Origin of the sequence: Agrococcus phoenicis, from assembly GCF_047302415.1 — a bacterium.
In the GTDB taxonomy this organism is placed as follows: domain Bacteria; phylum Actinomycetota; class Actinomycetes; order Actinomycetales; family Microbacteriaceae; genus Agrococcus.
This window is the reverse complement of sequence record NZ_CP154854.1, coordinates 1,500,252-1,514,569: the sequence shown is the minus strand read 5'-3', so window position 1 is coordinate 1,514,569 and position 14,318 is coordinate 1,500,252. Positions and strand designations below refer to the sequence as shown.

The following is a 14,318-nucleotide window of genomic DNA, read 5'->3' as shown; positions in this document are numbered from 1 at the left end:
GAGGGTGCATGATCAGCTGGCTCATGCTGGCGCAAGCGATCTCGCTGGGGATCGTCGGCGCGGTGGTGGCGGTCGTCGGCCTCACCCGCAGGCCGTTCAACGACTGGGTGCTCGGCGCCGCCGCCTTCACGATGCTCACGCTCGTGGTGCAGGCGGTGGCGTCCTTCATCGCACCCTTCCTCGGCGCGGGTCCGACCGGTGACCTGCTGGAGTACTGGGTCTACTTGATCTCCGCGCTCCTGATCCCGCCCGCCGCGGTGATGTGGGCGCTCATCGACAAGCGGGGCGAGTGGCAGACGCTCATCGTCGGCATCGCGATCCTGGCCTGCTCGGTGATGGCATACCGGATGCATCAGATCTGGTTCGTGCAGATGGCGTGAGCCGCTGCGACGCAGCGCAGCACCGCGCGGGCGCTCGCCGCTTGGCTCCGAGGGCGGGCGGCGCGCCGTAGGATCGATCGAGTGAGCGAGCGCAGGCATGCAGGCATCGGACGCGTCCTCATCGCGGTGTACGCGGTGCTGGCCATCGCGGCGACCGGGCGCTCGTTCGTGCAGATCGTGCAGCGCTTCGACGAGGCGCCGCTGGCCTACGCCCTGAGCGCTGCCGCGGCCGTCGTCTACCTCGTCGCGACCGTCGCGCTCGCGATGCAGCGCAGCCGTGCCGCGCGGGCGGTGGCGCTCGCGGCGGTCTGCTTCGAGCTGGTCGGCGTGCTCGTCGTCGGCACCCTGTCGATCGTGGCACCGAGCCTCTTCGGCCACGACTCGGTGTGGAGCTACTTCGGCATGGGCTACGTGTTCATCCCCGCGGTGCTGCCGTTCCTGGGGCTGTGGTGGCTCCACGCGAGCCGCGAGCGGGTCGCGGCGTGAGCGCGACCGGGGCCGGCGGCGACCCGATGGCCTGGATCGCCGAGCTCGAGGCGGTGCCGAGCGCCGTCACGATCGGCAAGTTCGACGGCGTGCACGTCGGCCACCAGCGCATCATCGAGCAGCTCCGCGAGCTCGCCGAGCCGACCAGCGAGGGCGACCCGCGCCTCGTGACGACGGTCGTCACCTTCGACCGCAACCCGCTGGAGGTCGTGCGCCCCGACGTGGCACCGCATCCGCTCGTCTCGCTCGCGACGAAGATCCGGTTGCTCGAGGCGGCGGGCGCCGATCGGGTCATCGTGATCCCGTTCACGGAGGCGACCGCCGCGCAGCCGCCCGAGGAGTTCGCCGAGCGCGCGCTGCTGGACGGGCTCGGCGCGCGGGTGCTGCTCGTCGGCGACGACTTCCGCTTCGGCTTCCGCGGCGCCGGCACGCCCGCGCTGCTGCGCGAGCTCGCCGAGCCGCGCGGCGTGCGGGTCGAGTCGATCGACGACATCTGCTTCACCGACGGTCGTCGCGTCTCGTCCACCTGGATCCGCGAGGCGCTCGACCTGGGCCGCATCGCCGAGGCCAACGAGATGCTCGGCCGTCGCCACCAGCTGCGCGGGGAGGTGGTGCGCGGCTTCCAGCGCGGACGCGCCCTCGGCTTCCCGACCGCCAACCTCGGCGCGCCGGTCGACGGCTTCATCCCCGCCGACGGCGTCTACGCCGCCATCGCGCACGTCGACGCTGGCACCTTCGCCGCGGCGGTCTCGATCGGCGACAATCCCACCTTCGACGGCGTGCAGGCGAAGACGGTCGAGGCCTACCTGCTCGACGTCGACCTCGACCTCTACGACCGCCCGATCGAGCTCGAGCTGGTCGACTTCGTGCGACCCATGCACCGCTTCGAGGGGCTCGGCGCCCTCATCGCGCAGATGCATCGCGACGTCGACGCCACGAGGTCGAGCGTCGCGCCGCTGCTGCCGGATCGCGCCTGACCGCCACTCGGTAGACTGCCGTCACCCATCCGCCCCGCCGCGCGGCCACGAGCTCGCCGCGGCGTCCTGAAGGAGCAGCGTGTCCCCATCCAGCCAGGCGCTCGCCCCCGCGCAGCGCGCCGTCCAGCTGCTCGGCGGTGACCTCTCCGAGGTCGCCCTCCGCCGGCACCTGGAGGGCCTGCCTGCCGTCGACGCGGTGGGCCTCGAGGCACGTGCCGCGAAGTTCGGCACGCGCTCGATCAAGACCACCTCGAAGGCCGCTGCGCTCGACGCGGTGATCCGCATGATCGACCTCACGACGCTGCAGGGCGCCGACACCAGGGGCAAGGTGCGCTCGTTGGTGGCGAAGGCGCTCGTGCCCGACGCCTCCGACCCCTCGACCCCCCGGCCGGCCGCCGTGTGCGTCTACGGCGACATGGTCGCGGGCGCCGTCGAGGCCCTCGGCAGCGCTTGGAGCGCCGGCAAGGACGACGGCATCAACGTCGCCGCCGTCGCGACCGCGTTCCCCGCGGGTCGCGCGAGCATCGCGGTCAAGCTGCAGGACACCCGAGACGCCGTCGCCGCTGGTGCCGACGAGATCGACATGGTCATCGACCGGGGCGCCTTCCTCGAGGGCAACTACGGCAAGGTCTTCGACGAGATCGTGCAGACCAAGGAGGCGTGCCGTCGCGACGACGGCACCTTCGCGCACCTCAAGGTGATCCTCGAGACCGGCGAGCTCGTGACGTACGACAACGTGCGCCGCGCCTCGTGGCTGTCGATCCTCGCCGGAGGCGACTTCATCAAGACCTCGACCGGCAAGGTGCAGCCGGCGGCGACGCTGCCGGTGACGACGCTCATGCTGCAGGTCGTGCGCGACTGGGAGCGGCTCACGGGCGAGCGCATCGGCGTCAAGCCCGCCGGCGGCATCTCGACCTCGAAGGACGCGATCAAGTACCTGATCGCGGTCGCGGAGACCTGCGGCGAGGCCTGGCTCGACCCGCACCTGTTCCGATTCGGTGCCTCGAGCCTGCTGAACGACGTGCTGCTGCAGCGCCAGAAGCTCACCACCGGCCGCTACTCCGGCCCCGACTACGTCACGATCGACTGAGGCCCCCATGACCTTCCTCGACTACGCGCCGGCTCCCGAGTCGACCGCCATCCTCGACCTGCGCGAGCAGTACGGCCTGTACATCGGCGGTGAGTGGGTGCCCGGCGGCGGCACGCCCTTCGCCTCGATCTCGCCCGCGACCGAGCGGCGCATCGCGATGTTCGGCAGCGCCGACGACGGCGACGTGGATGCGGCGGTGCGGGCAGCGCGCACCGCGTTCCGCGACACCTGGGGCCCGATGTCGGGCCGCGACCGCGGCAAGTACCTCTTCCGCATCGCGCGCATCCTGCAGGAGCGCGCCCGCGAGCTCGCCGTGGCCGAGTCGCTCGACAACGGCAAGCCGATCCGCGAGACCCGCGACGCCGACGTGCCGCTCGTGGCCCAGTGGTTCTTCCACTGCGCCGGCTGGGCCGACAAGCTCGACTGGGTCGGCCTGGGTGCGCGCCCGCGAGCGCTCGGCGTCGCCGCGCAGGTCATCCCCTGGAACTTCCCGCTGCTGATGCTCGCCTGGAAGGTCGCGCCCGCCCTCGCCGCCGGCAACACCGTCGTGCTGAAGCCTGCGGAGACCACGCCGCTCACGGCGATGCTCTTCGCCGAGATCTGCGAGCAGGCCGGCCTGCCGGCGGGCGTCGTCAACCTCATCACCGGCGCGGGAGAGACGGGCGCGGCGCTCGTGCGCCACCCGGATGTCGACAAGGTGGCCTTCACGGGCTCGACCGCCGTCGGCCGCGAGATCGCCAAGGCGCTCGCCGGCACGCAGAAGAGGCTCACCCTCGAGCTGGGCGGCAAGGGCGCCAACATCGTCTTCGACGACGCGCCCCTCGACCAGGCGATCGAGGGCATCGTGGACGGGATCTTCTTCAATCAGGGGCAGGTCTGCTGCGCCGGCAGCCGACTGCTGGTGCAGGAGAGCGTGCACGACGAGGTCATGGAGCGGCTCAAGGAGCGCATGGCGACGCTCCGCCTCGGCGACCCGCTCGACAAGAACACCGACGTCGGCGCGATCAACTCCGCCGAGCAGCTCGCGCGCATCACGCGCCTCGTGGATGCGGGCATCGCCGAGGGCGGAGAGGCGTGGAGCGCGCCGTGCGAGCTGCCGTCGGAGGGCTACTGGTTCGTGCCGACCGTCGTGACGGGCGTGGAGGCCTCCTCGAGCCTGGCTCGCGAGGAGATCTTCGGACCGGTGCTCTCGGTGCTGACCTTCCGCACGCCCGACGAGGCGATCGCGAAGGCCAACAACTCGCCCTACGGCCTCTCGGCGGGCATCTGGAGCGACAAGGGCAGCCGCGTGCTGGCGGTGGCCGACAAGCTGCGCGCCGGTGTGGTCTGGACGAACACGTTCAACAAGTTCGACCCCGCGAGCCCCTTCGGCGGCTACAAGGAGTCGGGCTACGGCCGCGAGGGCGGCCGCCAGGGCATGCAGGCATACCTGAAGGCAGGCGAGTGATGGCGACCACGAAGACCGGCGCGAAGGCCTCGACGCGCACGAGCGATCGGCTCGGCGTGCCCAAGACCTACAAGCTCTTCATCGGCGGCGCCTTCCCACGCAGCGAGTCCGGGCGCGTGACCGAGGTGACGGATGCGCGGGGCCGGTTCGTGGCGAACGTGGCGATGGCGTCGCGCAAGGATGCGCGCGAGGCCGTGCGCGCGGCGCGCAAGGCGCAGCCCGGCTGGGCGGGCGCCACGGCCTACAACCGCGGCCAGGTGCTCTACCGCGTCGCGGAGGTGCTCGAGGGCCGCAAGGCGCAGTTCGTCGACGAGCTGCAGCAGACCGAGGGCCTCACGGCCGCCCGGGCGCTCAAGCAGGTCGAGGACGCGATCGACCTGTGGGTCTGGCACGCGGGCTGGACCGACAAGATCGCCCAGATCGGCGGCAGCGCCAACCCGGTCGCCGGCCCCTACTTCAACCTCTCCGTGCCCGAGCCGACGGGCGTCGTCGCCATCGTCGCGCCGCAGTCGAGCGCGCTCCTCGGGCTCACGTCCGTGATTGCGCCAGCGCTGGTGACGGGCAACGCGGTCGTCGTGGTGCCCGCCGCGTCCGCGCCCCTGTCGGCGATCTCGCTGGGAGAAGTGCTCGCCACCAGCGACCTTCCGGGCGGCGTCGTGAACGTGCTGACGGGCGACCCGGCAGAGCTCGCGCCGTGGCTCGCGGGCCATGCCGACGTCAACGCCCTCGACCTCACGGGTGCCGGCGACCTCGACTGGGTGGAGCTCGAGCAGCTCGCTGCCGAGACGCTGAAGCGCGTCATCCGCCCCGAGCCCGGCATCGCGCCGGAGACGCCGCTGCGCATCCTCGCGCTGACGGAGACGAAGACCGTCTGGCACACGAAGTCGCGCCTCTAGTGGCGCGCTAGGCCCACGGCGGGGGCGAGCGATGGCAGGCGGTCACGCGCACGCGCACGGGCACGACGCGGACGGCTCAGGCGCGATGCGCATCGCCGTCGCGTTCGGCATCACGTCGACGCTGCTGGTCGCGCAGGTGATCGGGTCGATCCTCACCGGCTCGCTCGCGCTCCTCGTCGACACCGTCCACATGCTCACGGATGTCGCGGGGCTCGGCGTGGCGCTCGCGGCGCAGCGGCTCCTGCGGCGTCCGCCGAAGGGGCGGCGCACCTGGGGCCTTGTGCGGGTCGAGGTGCTCGCCGCGGCAGCCCAGGCCGCGGCGCTGCTCATCGTGGCGCTGGTGGTGGTGATCGAGGGCGTCCGCCGCATCGGCGAGCCGACCGAGGTGCCCGGCCCGCTGCTGCTGGTCTTCGGCGTCGTCGGGCTCGCGGGCAACCTCGTCTCGCTCGCGGTGCTCGCCGGCCGGCGCGGGTCGAGCCTCAACCTGCGGGCGGCGTTCCTGGAGGTGCTGAACGACGCGATCGGCTCGGTCGCGGTCATCGCGGCGGCGATCGCGATCTGGGTGTGGGACTTCCAGCAGGCGGATCTCATCGCGAGCGCGCTCGTGGCAGCGCTGATCGTGCCGAGGTCGGTCGTGCTGCTGCGGGACGCGGGGCGCATCCTGCTGGAGTCGGCGCCGGAGGAGCTCGACCTCGACGAGGTGCGCGCGCACCTGCTCGAGCTCGAGCACGTGGTGTCGGTGCACGACCTGCACGCCTCGACGCTCGGCACCGGCATCCACCAGCTGACCGCCCACGTGGTGGTCGAGGAGGCGTGCTTCACCGACGGTCACGCGCCGCGCATCCTGGATGCGCTGCAGGAGTGCGCGGCGGAGCACTTCCCGCTCCCGCTCGAGCACGCGACCTTCCAGCTCGAGCCCCCGGGCCACGCCACCCACGAGCCGCACCTGCACGACTGACCCCGCGCCGCCGCCCGCCGCCCGCCTCCCGCCTCCCGCCGCCCGCCTCCCGCTCGAGTGGCGCCTCCCGCCCCCGAGTGGCGCCCCCGGTGCTCGAGTGGCGCCTCCCGCGCTTGAGTGGCGCCCCCGGTGCTTGAGGGGCGCCTTCCGCGCCTGAGTGGCGCCTTCCGTGCGTGAGTGGCGCCTGCGGTCTCTGAGTGGCGGGGGAGGTGGCACCCAGGACAGGAAGTCGCCGCTCGATCGCGGGATGCGCCATAGGGGTGCGGGAGGCGCCAGTGAGGTGCGGGAGGCGCCACTCAGGTGCGGGAGGCGCCAGTGAGGTGCGGGAGGCGCCACTCAGGTGCGGGAGGCGCCAGTGAGGTGCGGGAGGCGCCGGTCAGGTGCGGGAGGCGCCAGTGAGGTGCGGGAGGCGCCACTCAGGTGCGGGAGGCGCCACTCAGGTGCGGGAGGCGCCGGTCAGGTGCGGGAGGCGCCATTCGAGCGAGGAGCCGGCGACGCGCCGTGTCAGCAGCTGGTCTCGAGCAGGTCCGCGTACCACCGGCACCCGGCCAGCCACGTGTCGATGCGGATGCGCTCGTCGCGCGCGTGCAGCGTCAGCCGCTCCTCTCGCGTCATCTCGAACGGCGCGAAGCGGTAGACGCGATCGGTGATGCGGTGCGCGTGCCTGCCGTCGGTGCCGCCGAGCATCACGTAGGGCACGGTCAGCACATCGGGCCGCGCTCGAGCGATCGCCGCCGCGACGGCGTCCCAGCCGGCCCCGCTCGCCGGGCTCTCGGGGCTCGGCCCGTGGCCGTGCAGGACGGCCAGCTCGACGGCGTCGTCGGCGACGGCTCGGCGGATGCGCTCGAGCGTCTCCTCGACGCTCGAGCCGAGCGCGATGCGCGCGTTGACGACGGCGACCGCCTCCTCGGCGAGCGCGTTGGCGGCGGCGGCGCCCGAGAGCTGCGTCACCACCGAGGTGGTCGACAGCATCGCGCGGGTCTCGTCGCCGCGCGCGAGGATCCGCTCGACGAGCGGTCGCGCCCGCCGCACGTTGCGCAGCACCGCGCCCCGCGCGCCCTCGGCCTCGGCGCCCAGCAGCTCCAGCATCCGCAGCGCCGGCTCGGGCAGCGTGCGGGGCCAGCGCGCGACGTCGAGCCGCCGGATCGCGCGCGCCAGCCTCGATGTGGCGGGCAGGGCCGGAGGGGTCGACGCGTGCCCGCCGACCTGCGCCACGCGCATCCGCACGTTGGCGAACCCCTTCTCCGCCACGCCCACGACCGCGACGTCGCGCGAGACGCCCGCGATGGGCGGCTCGATGATCGCGCCGCCCTCGTCGAGCGCCCACGCCGGGCGCACACCGCGCCGGTCGAGCTCGGCGATCGCGTCGGCGGCGCCGGTGCCCATGGTCTCCTCGTCGTGGCCGAAGACGAGCCACACGTCGCGCTGCGGGCGGAACCCGTGCCCCAGCAGCGCCTCGATCGCCACGCAGATGCCGATCAGCGAGCCCTTGTCGTCGAGCGTGCCGCGACCCCAGACGTGCGTGGCGTCGCGGTGGCCGGAGTACGGCGGGTGCGTCCACGCGGCGCCGGCGGGCACGTCCCCTTCGCGGGCCTCAGGCGCGGGCACCACATCCTGGTGCGCCATGAGCAGCGTCGGCGCACCGTCGCCGAGGCCTCGCCAGCGAGCCAGCAGCGTCGAGCCGATCGCCTCCACCTCGAGCTCGGCGAAGAGCCGCGGGAAGCGCTCGCGCAGGAGCGCCTGGAACGCCGGGATCTGCGCCTCGGTCTCGGTCGGCACGCGGATCGCGGCGATCAGGTCGTCGAGGGCATCGTCGGTGATGAGCACCCGCGCAGGCTATCGCCGGAGCGCGTTACCGTTGGTGCACGAGCAGCGAGGAGGCCGACGTGGCCGTGGAGGAGAACACCCGCGAGATCGAGGCGGGCGTCGTCACCGATCTCAGCGACCGGATGACCTACGGCAGCTACCTGGCGCTCGACACGCTGCTCGCGGCGCAGCAGCCGCGCAGCGAGCCGGAGCACCACGACGAGCTGCTGTTCATCATCCAGCACCAGACGACCGAGCTGTGGCTGAAGCTCGTCATCCACGAGCTCGACGACGCCCGTCGCCTGCTCGCCGCCGACGACCTCGGAGCCGCGCTCAAGCGCATCGCGCGCGTGAAGCACATCCAGGAGGTCCTGACGCAGCAGTGGTCGGTGCTCGCGACGCTCACGCCCACCGAGTACGCCCAGTTCCGCGGCTTCCTCGCGAGCGCATCGGGGTTTCAGAGCGCGCAGTACCGCATGGTCGAGTTCGCGCTCGGCAACAAGCACGCGCGCATGCTGCAGGTGTTCGAGTCGAGCCCGGCCGATCACGCGGCGCTCGAGGCAGAGCTGCACCGCCCGAGCCTGTACGACGAGTTCCTGCGCCACCTCGCGCGCCGCGGCCACGCCGTGCCGACGGCGCTGCTCGAGCGCGACGTCACGAAGGCCCACGTCTACAGCGAGGAGCTCGTGCCGGTCTTCCAGGCGATCTACCAGGACGCCGGGCGAGCCGACGGCGCCGAGGACTGGCGCGCCTACGAGGCCTGCGAGGAGCTCGTCGACCTGGAGGACAACTTCCAGTTCTGGCGGTTCCGGCACCTGCGCACGGTCACGCGCACGATCGGCATGAAGCACGGCACGGGCGGCTCGAGCGGCGTCGACTTCCTGCGGCGCGCGCTCGAGCTCACGTTCTTCCCCGAGCTCTACGCGGTCCGCACCCGGATCGAGGAGTGAGGCCGCCGATCATCGCCCGGGTCGACCGGGCGCGCATCGCCGGTCGCTGGGTGACGGATGCGCTGGTCGAGCTGGGCGACACCGGCATGCGGCTGGTCCCGGACGGCGAGGCCGCGGGCCGCGCTCGCGACCGCGCCCGCATCCGCGCCACGCTGGTGCCGCCGATCACCGACGCGCACGTGCACCTGGGCCTCGCCGACGTCGCCGCGGCGGGCCCGACGACGCTCGGTCGCGTGCTCGACCTCGGCTGGGCGCCGCAGGCGCTGCCGGGGCTGATCGACGCCGCCACCGCCGCGCACCGCGGGCTCGACGTGCGCGTCGCCGGCCCCTTCCACGCGGCCCTCGGCGGGTACCCGTCCGATCGCGCCTGGGCGCCGCCCGGATCCGTCGTCGAGCTCCCAGACTCGGGCGAGGCGGCGCGCTCGGTGCGCGAGCGCGCGCATGCCGGCGCCTCCGTCGTCAAGGTGACGCTCAACGCCGATGCCGGGCCGGTGCCGGACGACGCGCTGCTCGCCGCGATCGCCGACGCGACCCATGCCCTGGGGCTGCTGCTGGTCGCGCACGTGCAGGGCCAGGGCCAGGCGCTGCGCGCGCTGGACGCCGGCGTCGACGTGCTGGCGCACGCCCCCTGGACCGAGCGCTTGGACGACGAGACGATCGCCCGCGCAGCGGCGAGCCAGACCTGGATCTCGACGCTCGCGATGCACGACCGCGACGGCGACCGCGCAGCGCTCGAGCGCGCGAGCGACAACCTCGCGCGCTTCGCCGACGCAGGGGGAGCGGTCGCCTACGGCACCGACCTCGGCAACGGCCTCCGCCGCCTCGACCTCGACCCGAGCGAGATCGCCGCGCTGCGACAGGCGGGCATCGAGGGCACGGCGCTCGTCGACGCGCTGCTCGCCGAGTCCCTGCTGCCGCCGGGGCCGACGCTCACGAGCTGCAGCAGCGACGTCCGCGACGACGCGTCGCTCGTGGCCGCGCTCATCGGCCCGCCCCGCGATCGGCCGCGACCGCTGCCGCGCACCTGGTTCGACCTGGAGGACGCATGACCGACACCGCCGCACGCGACACGCCCGCCGACGCCACCGACGCCTTGGCCGCCGAGCTCGACGCCGCCGACCCGCTCGCCGCGCACACGAGCGCCTTCGTGCGCGGCGGCGACGTCGTCTCCTACCTGGACGGCAACTCGCTCGGCCGCCCGCTGGCCGACCTGCCGGAGCGCTTCGCCGGCTTCGTCGGCGACGACTGGGGTGCGCGCCTGATCCGATCGTGGGACGAGCAGTGGATGCGCCGGCCCTACGACCTCGGCGACCGCATCGGCGCGCTCGTGGGGGCGGCGTCCGGCCAGTGCTTCGTCGGCGACTCGACGACGGTGCTGCTGTACAAGCTCGTGCGCGCGGCGGTCGACGCGCCGTGGCTGCGCGCGGACGAGCGTCGCCGCGAGATCGTCATCGACGACGACAACTTCCCGACCGATCGCTTCATCGTCGAGGGCGTCGCCGCCGAGCGCGGCATGACGATCCGCTGGATCGAGACCGATCCGGCCGCTGGCGTCACGCTCGAGCAGGTGCAGGAGGCGGTGGGCGAGCGGACGGCGCTCGTGCTGCTGAGCCACGTCGCCTACCGCTCTGGCTTCCTCGCCGACATGGCCGGGATCACGGCGGCGGCGCACGAGGCGGGGGCGCTCGTGCTGTGGGATCTCTGCCACTCGGCCGGCGTGATCCCGACGGAGCTCGACGCGAGCGGCGTCGACCTCGCCGTCGGCTGCTCCTACAAGTACTTGAACGGCGGGCCAGGCTCGCCCGCGTTCGGCTACGTCGCCGAGCGCCTGCAGGCCGAGCTCGCGCAGCCGATCCAGGGGTGGATGGGCGCCGCCGACGTCTTCGGCATGGAGCGCAGCTATCGCGCAGCACCTGACGTGCGCCGCTTCGTCAGCGGCACCCCGCCCGTGCTCGCGACGGTCGCGCTCGAGGCGATGGTCGAGCTGATCGAGCGGGTCGGCATGCCGGCCATCCGCGCGAAGTCGGTCGCGCTCACCGACTTCGCCGAGGCCGCGCTGCGCGAGCACGTGCTGGGGGAGCGCGGGCTCGGCGACCGCGCCGGAGCCGCCGCGCCGGCGGTGCTCGCCAGCCCGCCCGCCGGGCCGCACCGCGGCAGCCACCTGACGATCGCGCATCCGGCGTTCGCCGCCGTCAACGCCCGGCTGTGGCAGCGCGGCGTGATCCCCGACTTCCGCGCTCCCGACGGCATCCGGATCGGCCTCTCGCCGCTGTCGACCACCTTCGCGGAGGTCGAGCTCGGCATCGCCGCGCTGGGGCAGGAGCTGCGCGAGCAGCTGCGGTCGGAGGCGCGCCCGGCGAGGTGATGCGCGTCGGGCTAGGCTCATGGCGCGGGCCACCAGCCCGCACGCATCGCACGCCGCCCACGAGGCACACGGAAGGCAACGGAGCCCGCTATGACCGACACCCCTGCATACAAGCTCGACCCCGCACCGCAGGGCGAGCGCAGCTACGCCGGCCCCACGAGGCTCGAGCGCGACTCGCTCGGCGAGCTGCCGGTGCCGGCCGACGCCTACTGGGGCATCCACACCGAGCGGGCGCTCAACAACTTCCCGATCACGGGCCGATCGATCTCGGTGTACTCCGACCTCGTCAACGCGCTCGCGGTCGTCAAGCAGGCCTGCGCCCGCGCCAACAAGGAGATCGGCTCGCTGGAGCCCGAGAAGGCCGACCTGATCGAGCGCGTGTGCGAGCGCATCCGCGCCGGCGAGCTGCACGACCAGTTCAAGGTGGGCGTCATCCAGGGCGGCGCCGGCACCTCGACCAACATGAACACCAACGAGGTGATCGCCAACGCGTGCCTCGTCGAGCTGGGGCACGAGAAGGGCGACTACGAGCGCTTCAGCCCCATCGACGACGTCAACCGCTCGCAGTCCACGAACGACACCTACCCCACGTCGATCAAGGTGGCGATGGCGTTCACGCTGCGGCGCCTGCTCGACGAGCTGGCGAGGCTGACGGATGCGTTCGACGCGAAGGCGGTCGAGTTCCGCGACGTGCTGAAGGTCGGCCGCACGCAGTTGCAGGACGCGGTGCCGATGACGCTCGGTCAGGAGTTCCGCGGCTTCGCGGTGACGCTGCGGGAGGACTACGACCGCCTCGAGGAGACCATCAAGTGGCTCGCGGAGGTCAACCTCGGCGCCACCGCGATCGGCACGGGCATCACCGCCGATCCGCGCTACGCGGAGGCCGCCAGCCGCCACCTCGCCGACCTCACCGGCCTGCCGATCGTCACCGCGAGCGACCTGATCGAGGCCACGAGCGACACGGGTGTCTTCATGACCGTCTCCGGGGCGCTCAAGCGCTGCGCCGTCAAGCTGTCGAAGATCTGCAACGACCTGCGCCTGCTGTCCTCCGGCCCGCAGGCCGGCTTCGGCGAGATCTCGCTGCCGGCGAAGCAGGCGGGCTCGTCGATCATGCCCGGCAAGGTCAACCCCGTCATCCCGGAGGTCGTCAACCAGGTGGCCTTCGCCGTCATCGGGTCGGACGCCACGGTCACGGCCGCGTCGGAGGCCGGGCAGCTGCAGCTGAACGCCTTCGAGCCGGTCATCACGCACCAGATCCTGCAGAGCCTGCACTGGATGACGCAGGCGTGCCTGACGCTGCGCGTCAACTGCGTCGACGGCATCGAGGCCAACCGCGAGCGGCTCGGCCTCATGGTGGGGTCGTCGGTCGGGGTCGTCACGGCGCTGACGCCCTACCTGGGCTACGCAGACTCGGCGAAGCTCGCGCACGAGGCGCTCACGAGCCACAAGTCGATCGCCGACCTCGTGGTCGACAACGGGCTGATGGAGCGCGAGCGGGTCGAGAAGCTGCTCGAGCCCGCGCGGCTGTCGGGGCTCCAGCCGGTGACGCAGGCCATGCCGGTCATCGTCATCGACGACGAGCGGTGACGCGGCGCGGGGCGCTCCTCGATACGATCTGCGGGTGAGCGCCCCCGTCCCGCTGTCTCCGCTGGCCCGGAAGCAAGGCCCGAACGTCGGCGTCATCGCCGGCGTGATCGGCATCGTCGTGCTGGCGCTGGCGTCGTTCGCCGTCATCTTCATCCTCGACGGCGCGATCGGCGATTCGGCGCTGGTCGCGAGCTCCGGCCTGATGGCGCTGTTCCCGCTCGCCTTCGTCATCTGGGCGGTGGCGGCGATCGACCGGTGGGAGCCCGAGCCGCGCATCGCGCTGTGGTTCGCGGCGCTGTGGGGCGGCATCGCGGCCGTGCTCCTGACGCTGCTGCTCAACCAGGGCGTGCTCGAGCCGCTCGTCGTGCCGCTCCTGCAGTCGCAGGAGCAGTACGAGTTCTACGCCACCGTCATCCAGGCCCCCTTCACCGAGGAGCTGTGGAAGGCGATCCCGGTGGTCATCATGTTCCTGTTCTTCAGGAAGACCTTCGACGGGCCGGTCGACGGGATCGTGTTCGCGGCGCTGTCCGCCGCGGGCTTCGCCTTCACGGAGAACATCCTGTACTTCGGCACCTCGCTGAGCGAGAGCGGCGACGGCTCCTTCATCTTCTTCCTGCGCGGCATCATGAGCCCGCTGACGCACGCGATCTTCACCGCGGTCGGCATCGGTCTCGCGCTCGGCTTCGCGGCGCGACTCCGCAGCCGCTGGTGGCTGCTGCTGGCCTTCCCCGTCGGCCACCTGGTGTCGGCGCTGCTGCACGCGCTCTGGAACTCCGCCAGCTGGTGGGTGCCGGGCGGCACCCTCGGCTTCTTCGTGTACTACCTGCTCGTGCAGGTGCCGCTGTGCATCATCGCGGCGGCGCTCGTGTGGCTGCTGCTGCGCCAGGAGATCAGGATCACGCGCGCTCGCCTGCACGACTACGGTCGCGCCGGCTGGTTCAGCCGGGAGGAGGTCGAGCGGCTCTCCTCCGGCGATGGTCGTGCGCTGCTGCTGCAGTGGGCGAAGCGGCGAGGACTGCGGAAGCCCATGCAGCAGTACATCCAGACCGCGACCCGGCTCGCGAACCACCGCCAGCGCGCGCTCGTCGGTCGCGACAAGGCGAAGCACGTCGCCGACGAGGTCTCGCTGCTGTCAGAGCTCGTGGACCTGCGCCGCTCGATGGCGAGCGCGGCGATGGGCCAGCCGGTGCAGATGCAGCAGGGGATCGCGGTCGCCGCGCCGACGGGAGCGCGCGTGCAGCGCTTCGGCGACCTCGAGCTCGAGAGGGCCTGGCCGCCGCGTCGCTGAGCGATGCAGGCCGGGCACCGGTGCGCGCTCCACTGCTCGCGCAGACCTGGTATTCTTGACAGGTTGCCGTGAACCGGCCGCGGAGAAA

Annotated in this window: 13 protein-coding genes; 12 read left to right on the top strand and 1 reads right to left on the bottom strand. The window is 72.6% G+C overall.

Annotation, left to right across the window (positions count from 1 at the left end; all coding sequences use genetic code 11):
- Positions 1 to 8 precede the first annotated feature (8 nt).
- The 7 genes from AA0Z99_RS07310 (at position 9) to AA0Z99_RS07280 (ending at position 6,234) form a co-directional block, all read left to right on the top strand.
- A complete protein-coding gene (locus tag AA0Z99_RS07310; protein ID WP_413316381.1) occupies positions 9 to 380 on the top strand; it encodes a hypothetical protein in 372 nt (123 codons plus the stop codon).
- A gap of 72 nt (positions 381 to 452) precedes the next feature.
- Complete coding sequence (locus AA0Z99_RS07305; RefSeq protein WP_413320805.1) at positions 453 to 866, top strand: hypothetical protein; 414 nt, start codon at positions 453 to 455, stop codon at positions 864 to 866.
- The gene (locus AA0Z99_RS07300; protein WP_413316379.1) at positions 863 to 1,843 is read left to right on the top strand and encodes a bifunctional riboflavin kinase/FAD synthetase; all 981 of its coding nucleotides are present in this window, start codon (positions 863 to 865) and stop codon (positions 1,841 to 1,843) included. The genes AA0Z99_RS07305 and AA0Z99_RS07300 overlap by 4 nt, the downstream gene beginning before the upstream one ends.
- Positions 1,844 to 1,922: 79 nt before the next feature.
- Positions 1,923 to 2,933 (top strand): deoxyribose-phosphate aldolase, encoded by a 1,011-nt coding sequence (gene deoC, locus AA0Z99_RS07295; RefSeq protein WP_413316377.1) that lies wholly within the window; start codon positions 1,923 to 1,925, stop codon positions 2,931 to 2,933.
- A gap of 7 nt (positions 2,934 to 2,940) precedes the next feature.
- Complete coding sequence (locus tag AA0Z99_RS07290; RefSeq protein WP_413316375.1) at positions 2,941 to 4,380, top strand: aldehyde dehydrogenase family protein; 1,440 nt, start codon at positions 2,941 to 2,943, stop codon at positions 4,378 to 4,380.
- Positions 4,380 to 5,276 (top strand): aldehyde dehydrogenase family protein, encoded by an 897-nt coding sequence (locus tag AA0Z99_RS07285; RefSeq protein WP_413316373.1) that lies wholly within the window; start codon positions 4,380 to 4,382, stop codon positions 5,274 to 5,276. The genes AA0Z99_RS07290 and AA0Z99_RS07285 overlap by 1 nt, the downstream gene beginning before the upstream one ends.
- A gap of 31 nt (positions 5,277 to 5,307) precedes the next feature.
- Positions 5,308 to 6,234, top strand: coding sequence for a cation diffusion facilitator family transporter (locus AA0Z99_RS07280; protein ID WP_413316371.1), 927 nt, complete (start codon positions 5,308 to 5,310; stop codon positions 6,232 to 6,234).
- Positions 6,235 to 6,738: 504 nt separating this feature from the next.
- Here the strand turns inward: AA0Z99_RS07280 and AA0Z99_RS07275 are convergent.
- Entirely contained in the window at positions 6,739 to 8,061 is a 1,323-nt protein-coding gene (locus AA0Z99_RS07275; RefSeq protein ID WP_413316369.1) for a M20/M25/M40 family metallo-hydrolase, read from the bottom strand.
- 59 nt (positions 8,062 to 8,120) lie between these two features.
- On the opposite strand from AA0Z99_RS07275, the gene AA0Z99_RS07270 reads away from it, so the two are divergent.
- The 5 genes from AA0Z99_RS07270 (at position 8,121) to AA0Z99_RS07250 (ending at position 14,230) form a co-directional block, all read left to right on the top strand.
- Positions 8,121 to 8,990, top strand: a complete 870-nt coding sequence (locus AA0Z99_RS07270) for a tryptophan 2,3-dioxygenase (protein ID WP_413316367.1) — start codon at positions 8,121 to 8,123, stop codon at positions 8,988 to 8,990.
- Positions 8,987 to 10,039, top strand: a complete 1,053-nt coding sequence (locus AA0Z99_RS07265; RefSeq protein WP_413316365.1) for a hydrolase — start codon at positions 8,987 to 8,989, stop codon at positions 10,037 to 10,039. The genes AA0Z99_RS07270 and AA0Z99_RS07265 overlap by 4 nt, the downstream gene beginning before the upstream one ends.
- Complete coding sequence (locus AA0Z99_RS07260; RefSeq protein ID WP_413316363.1) at positions 10,036 to 11,355, top strand: kynureninase; 1,320 nt, start codon at positions 10,036 to 10,038, stop codon at positions 11,353 to 11,355. Before AA0Z99_RS07265 ends, AA0Z99_RS07260 begins: the two co-directional genes overlap by 4 nt.
- 90 nt (positions 11,356 to 11,445) lie before the next feature.
- The gene (locus AA0Z99_RS07255) at positions 11,446 to 12,942 is read left to right on the top strand and encodes an aspartate ammonia-lyase (RefSeq protein ID WP_413316361.1); all 1,497 of its coding nucleotides are present in this window, start codon (positions 11,446 to 11,448) and stop codon (positions 12,940 to 12,942) included.
- 34 nt (positions 12,943 to 12,976) lie between these two features.
- On the top strand, positions 12,977 to 14,230 hold the full coding sequence (locus AA0Z99_RS07250; protein ID WP_413316359.1) for a PrsW family intramembrane metalloprotease: 1,254 nt from the start codon (positions 12,977 to 12,979) through the stop codon (positions 14,228 to 14,230).
- Positions 14,231 to 14,318 lie beyond the last annotated feature (88 nt).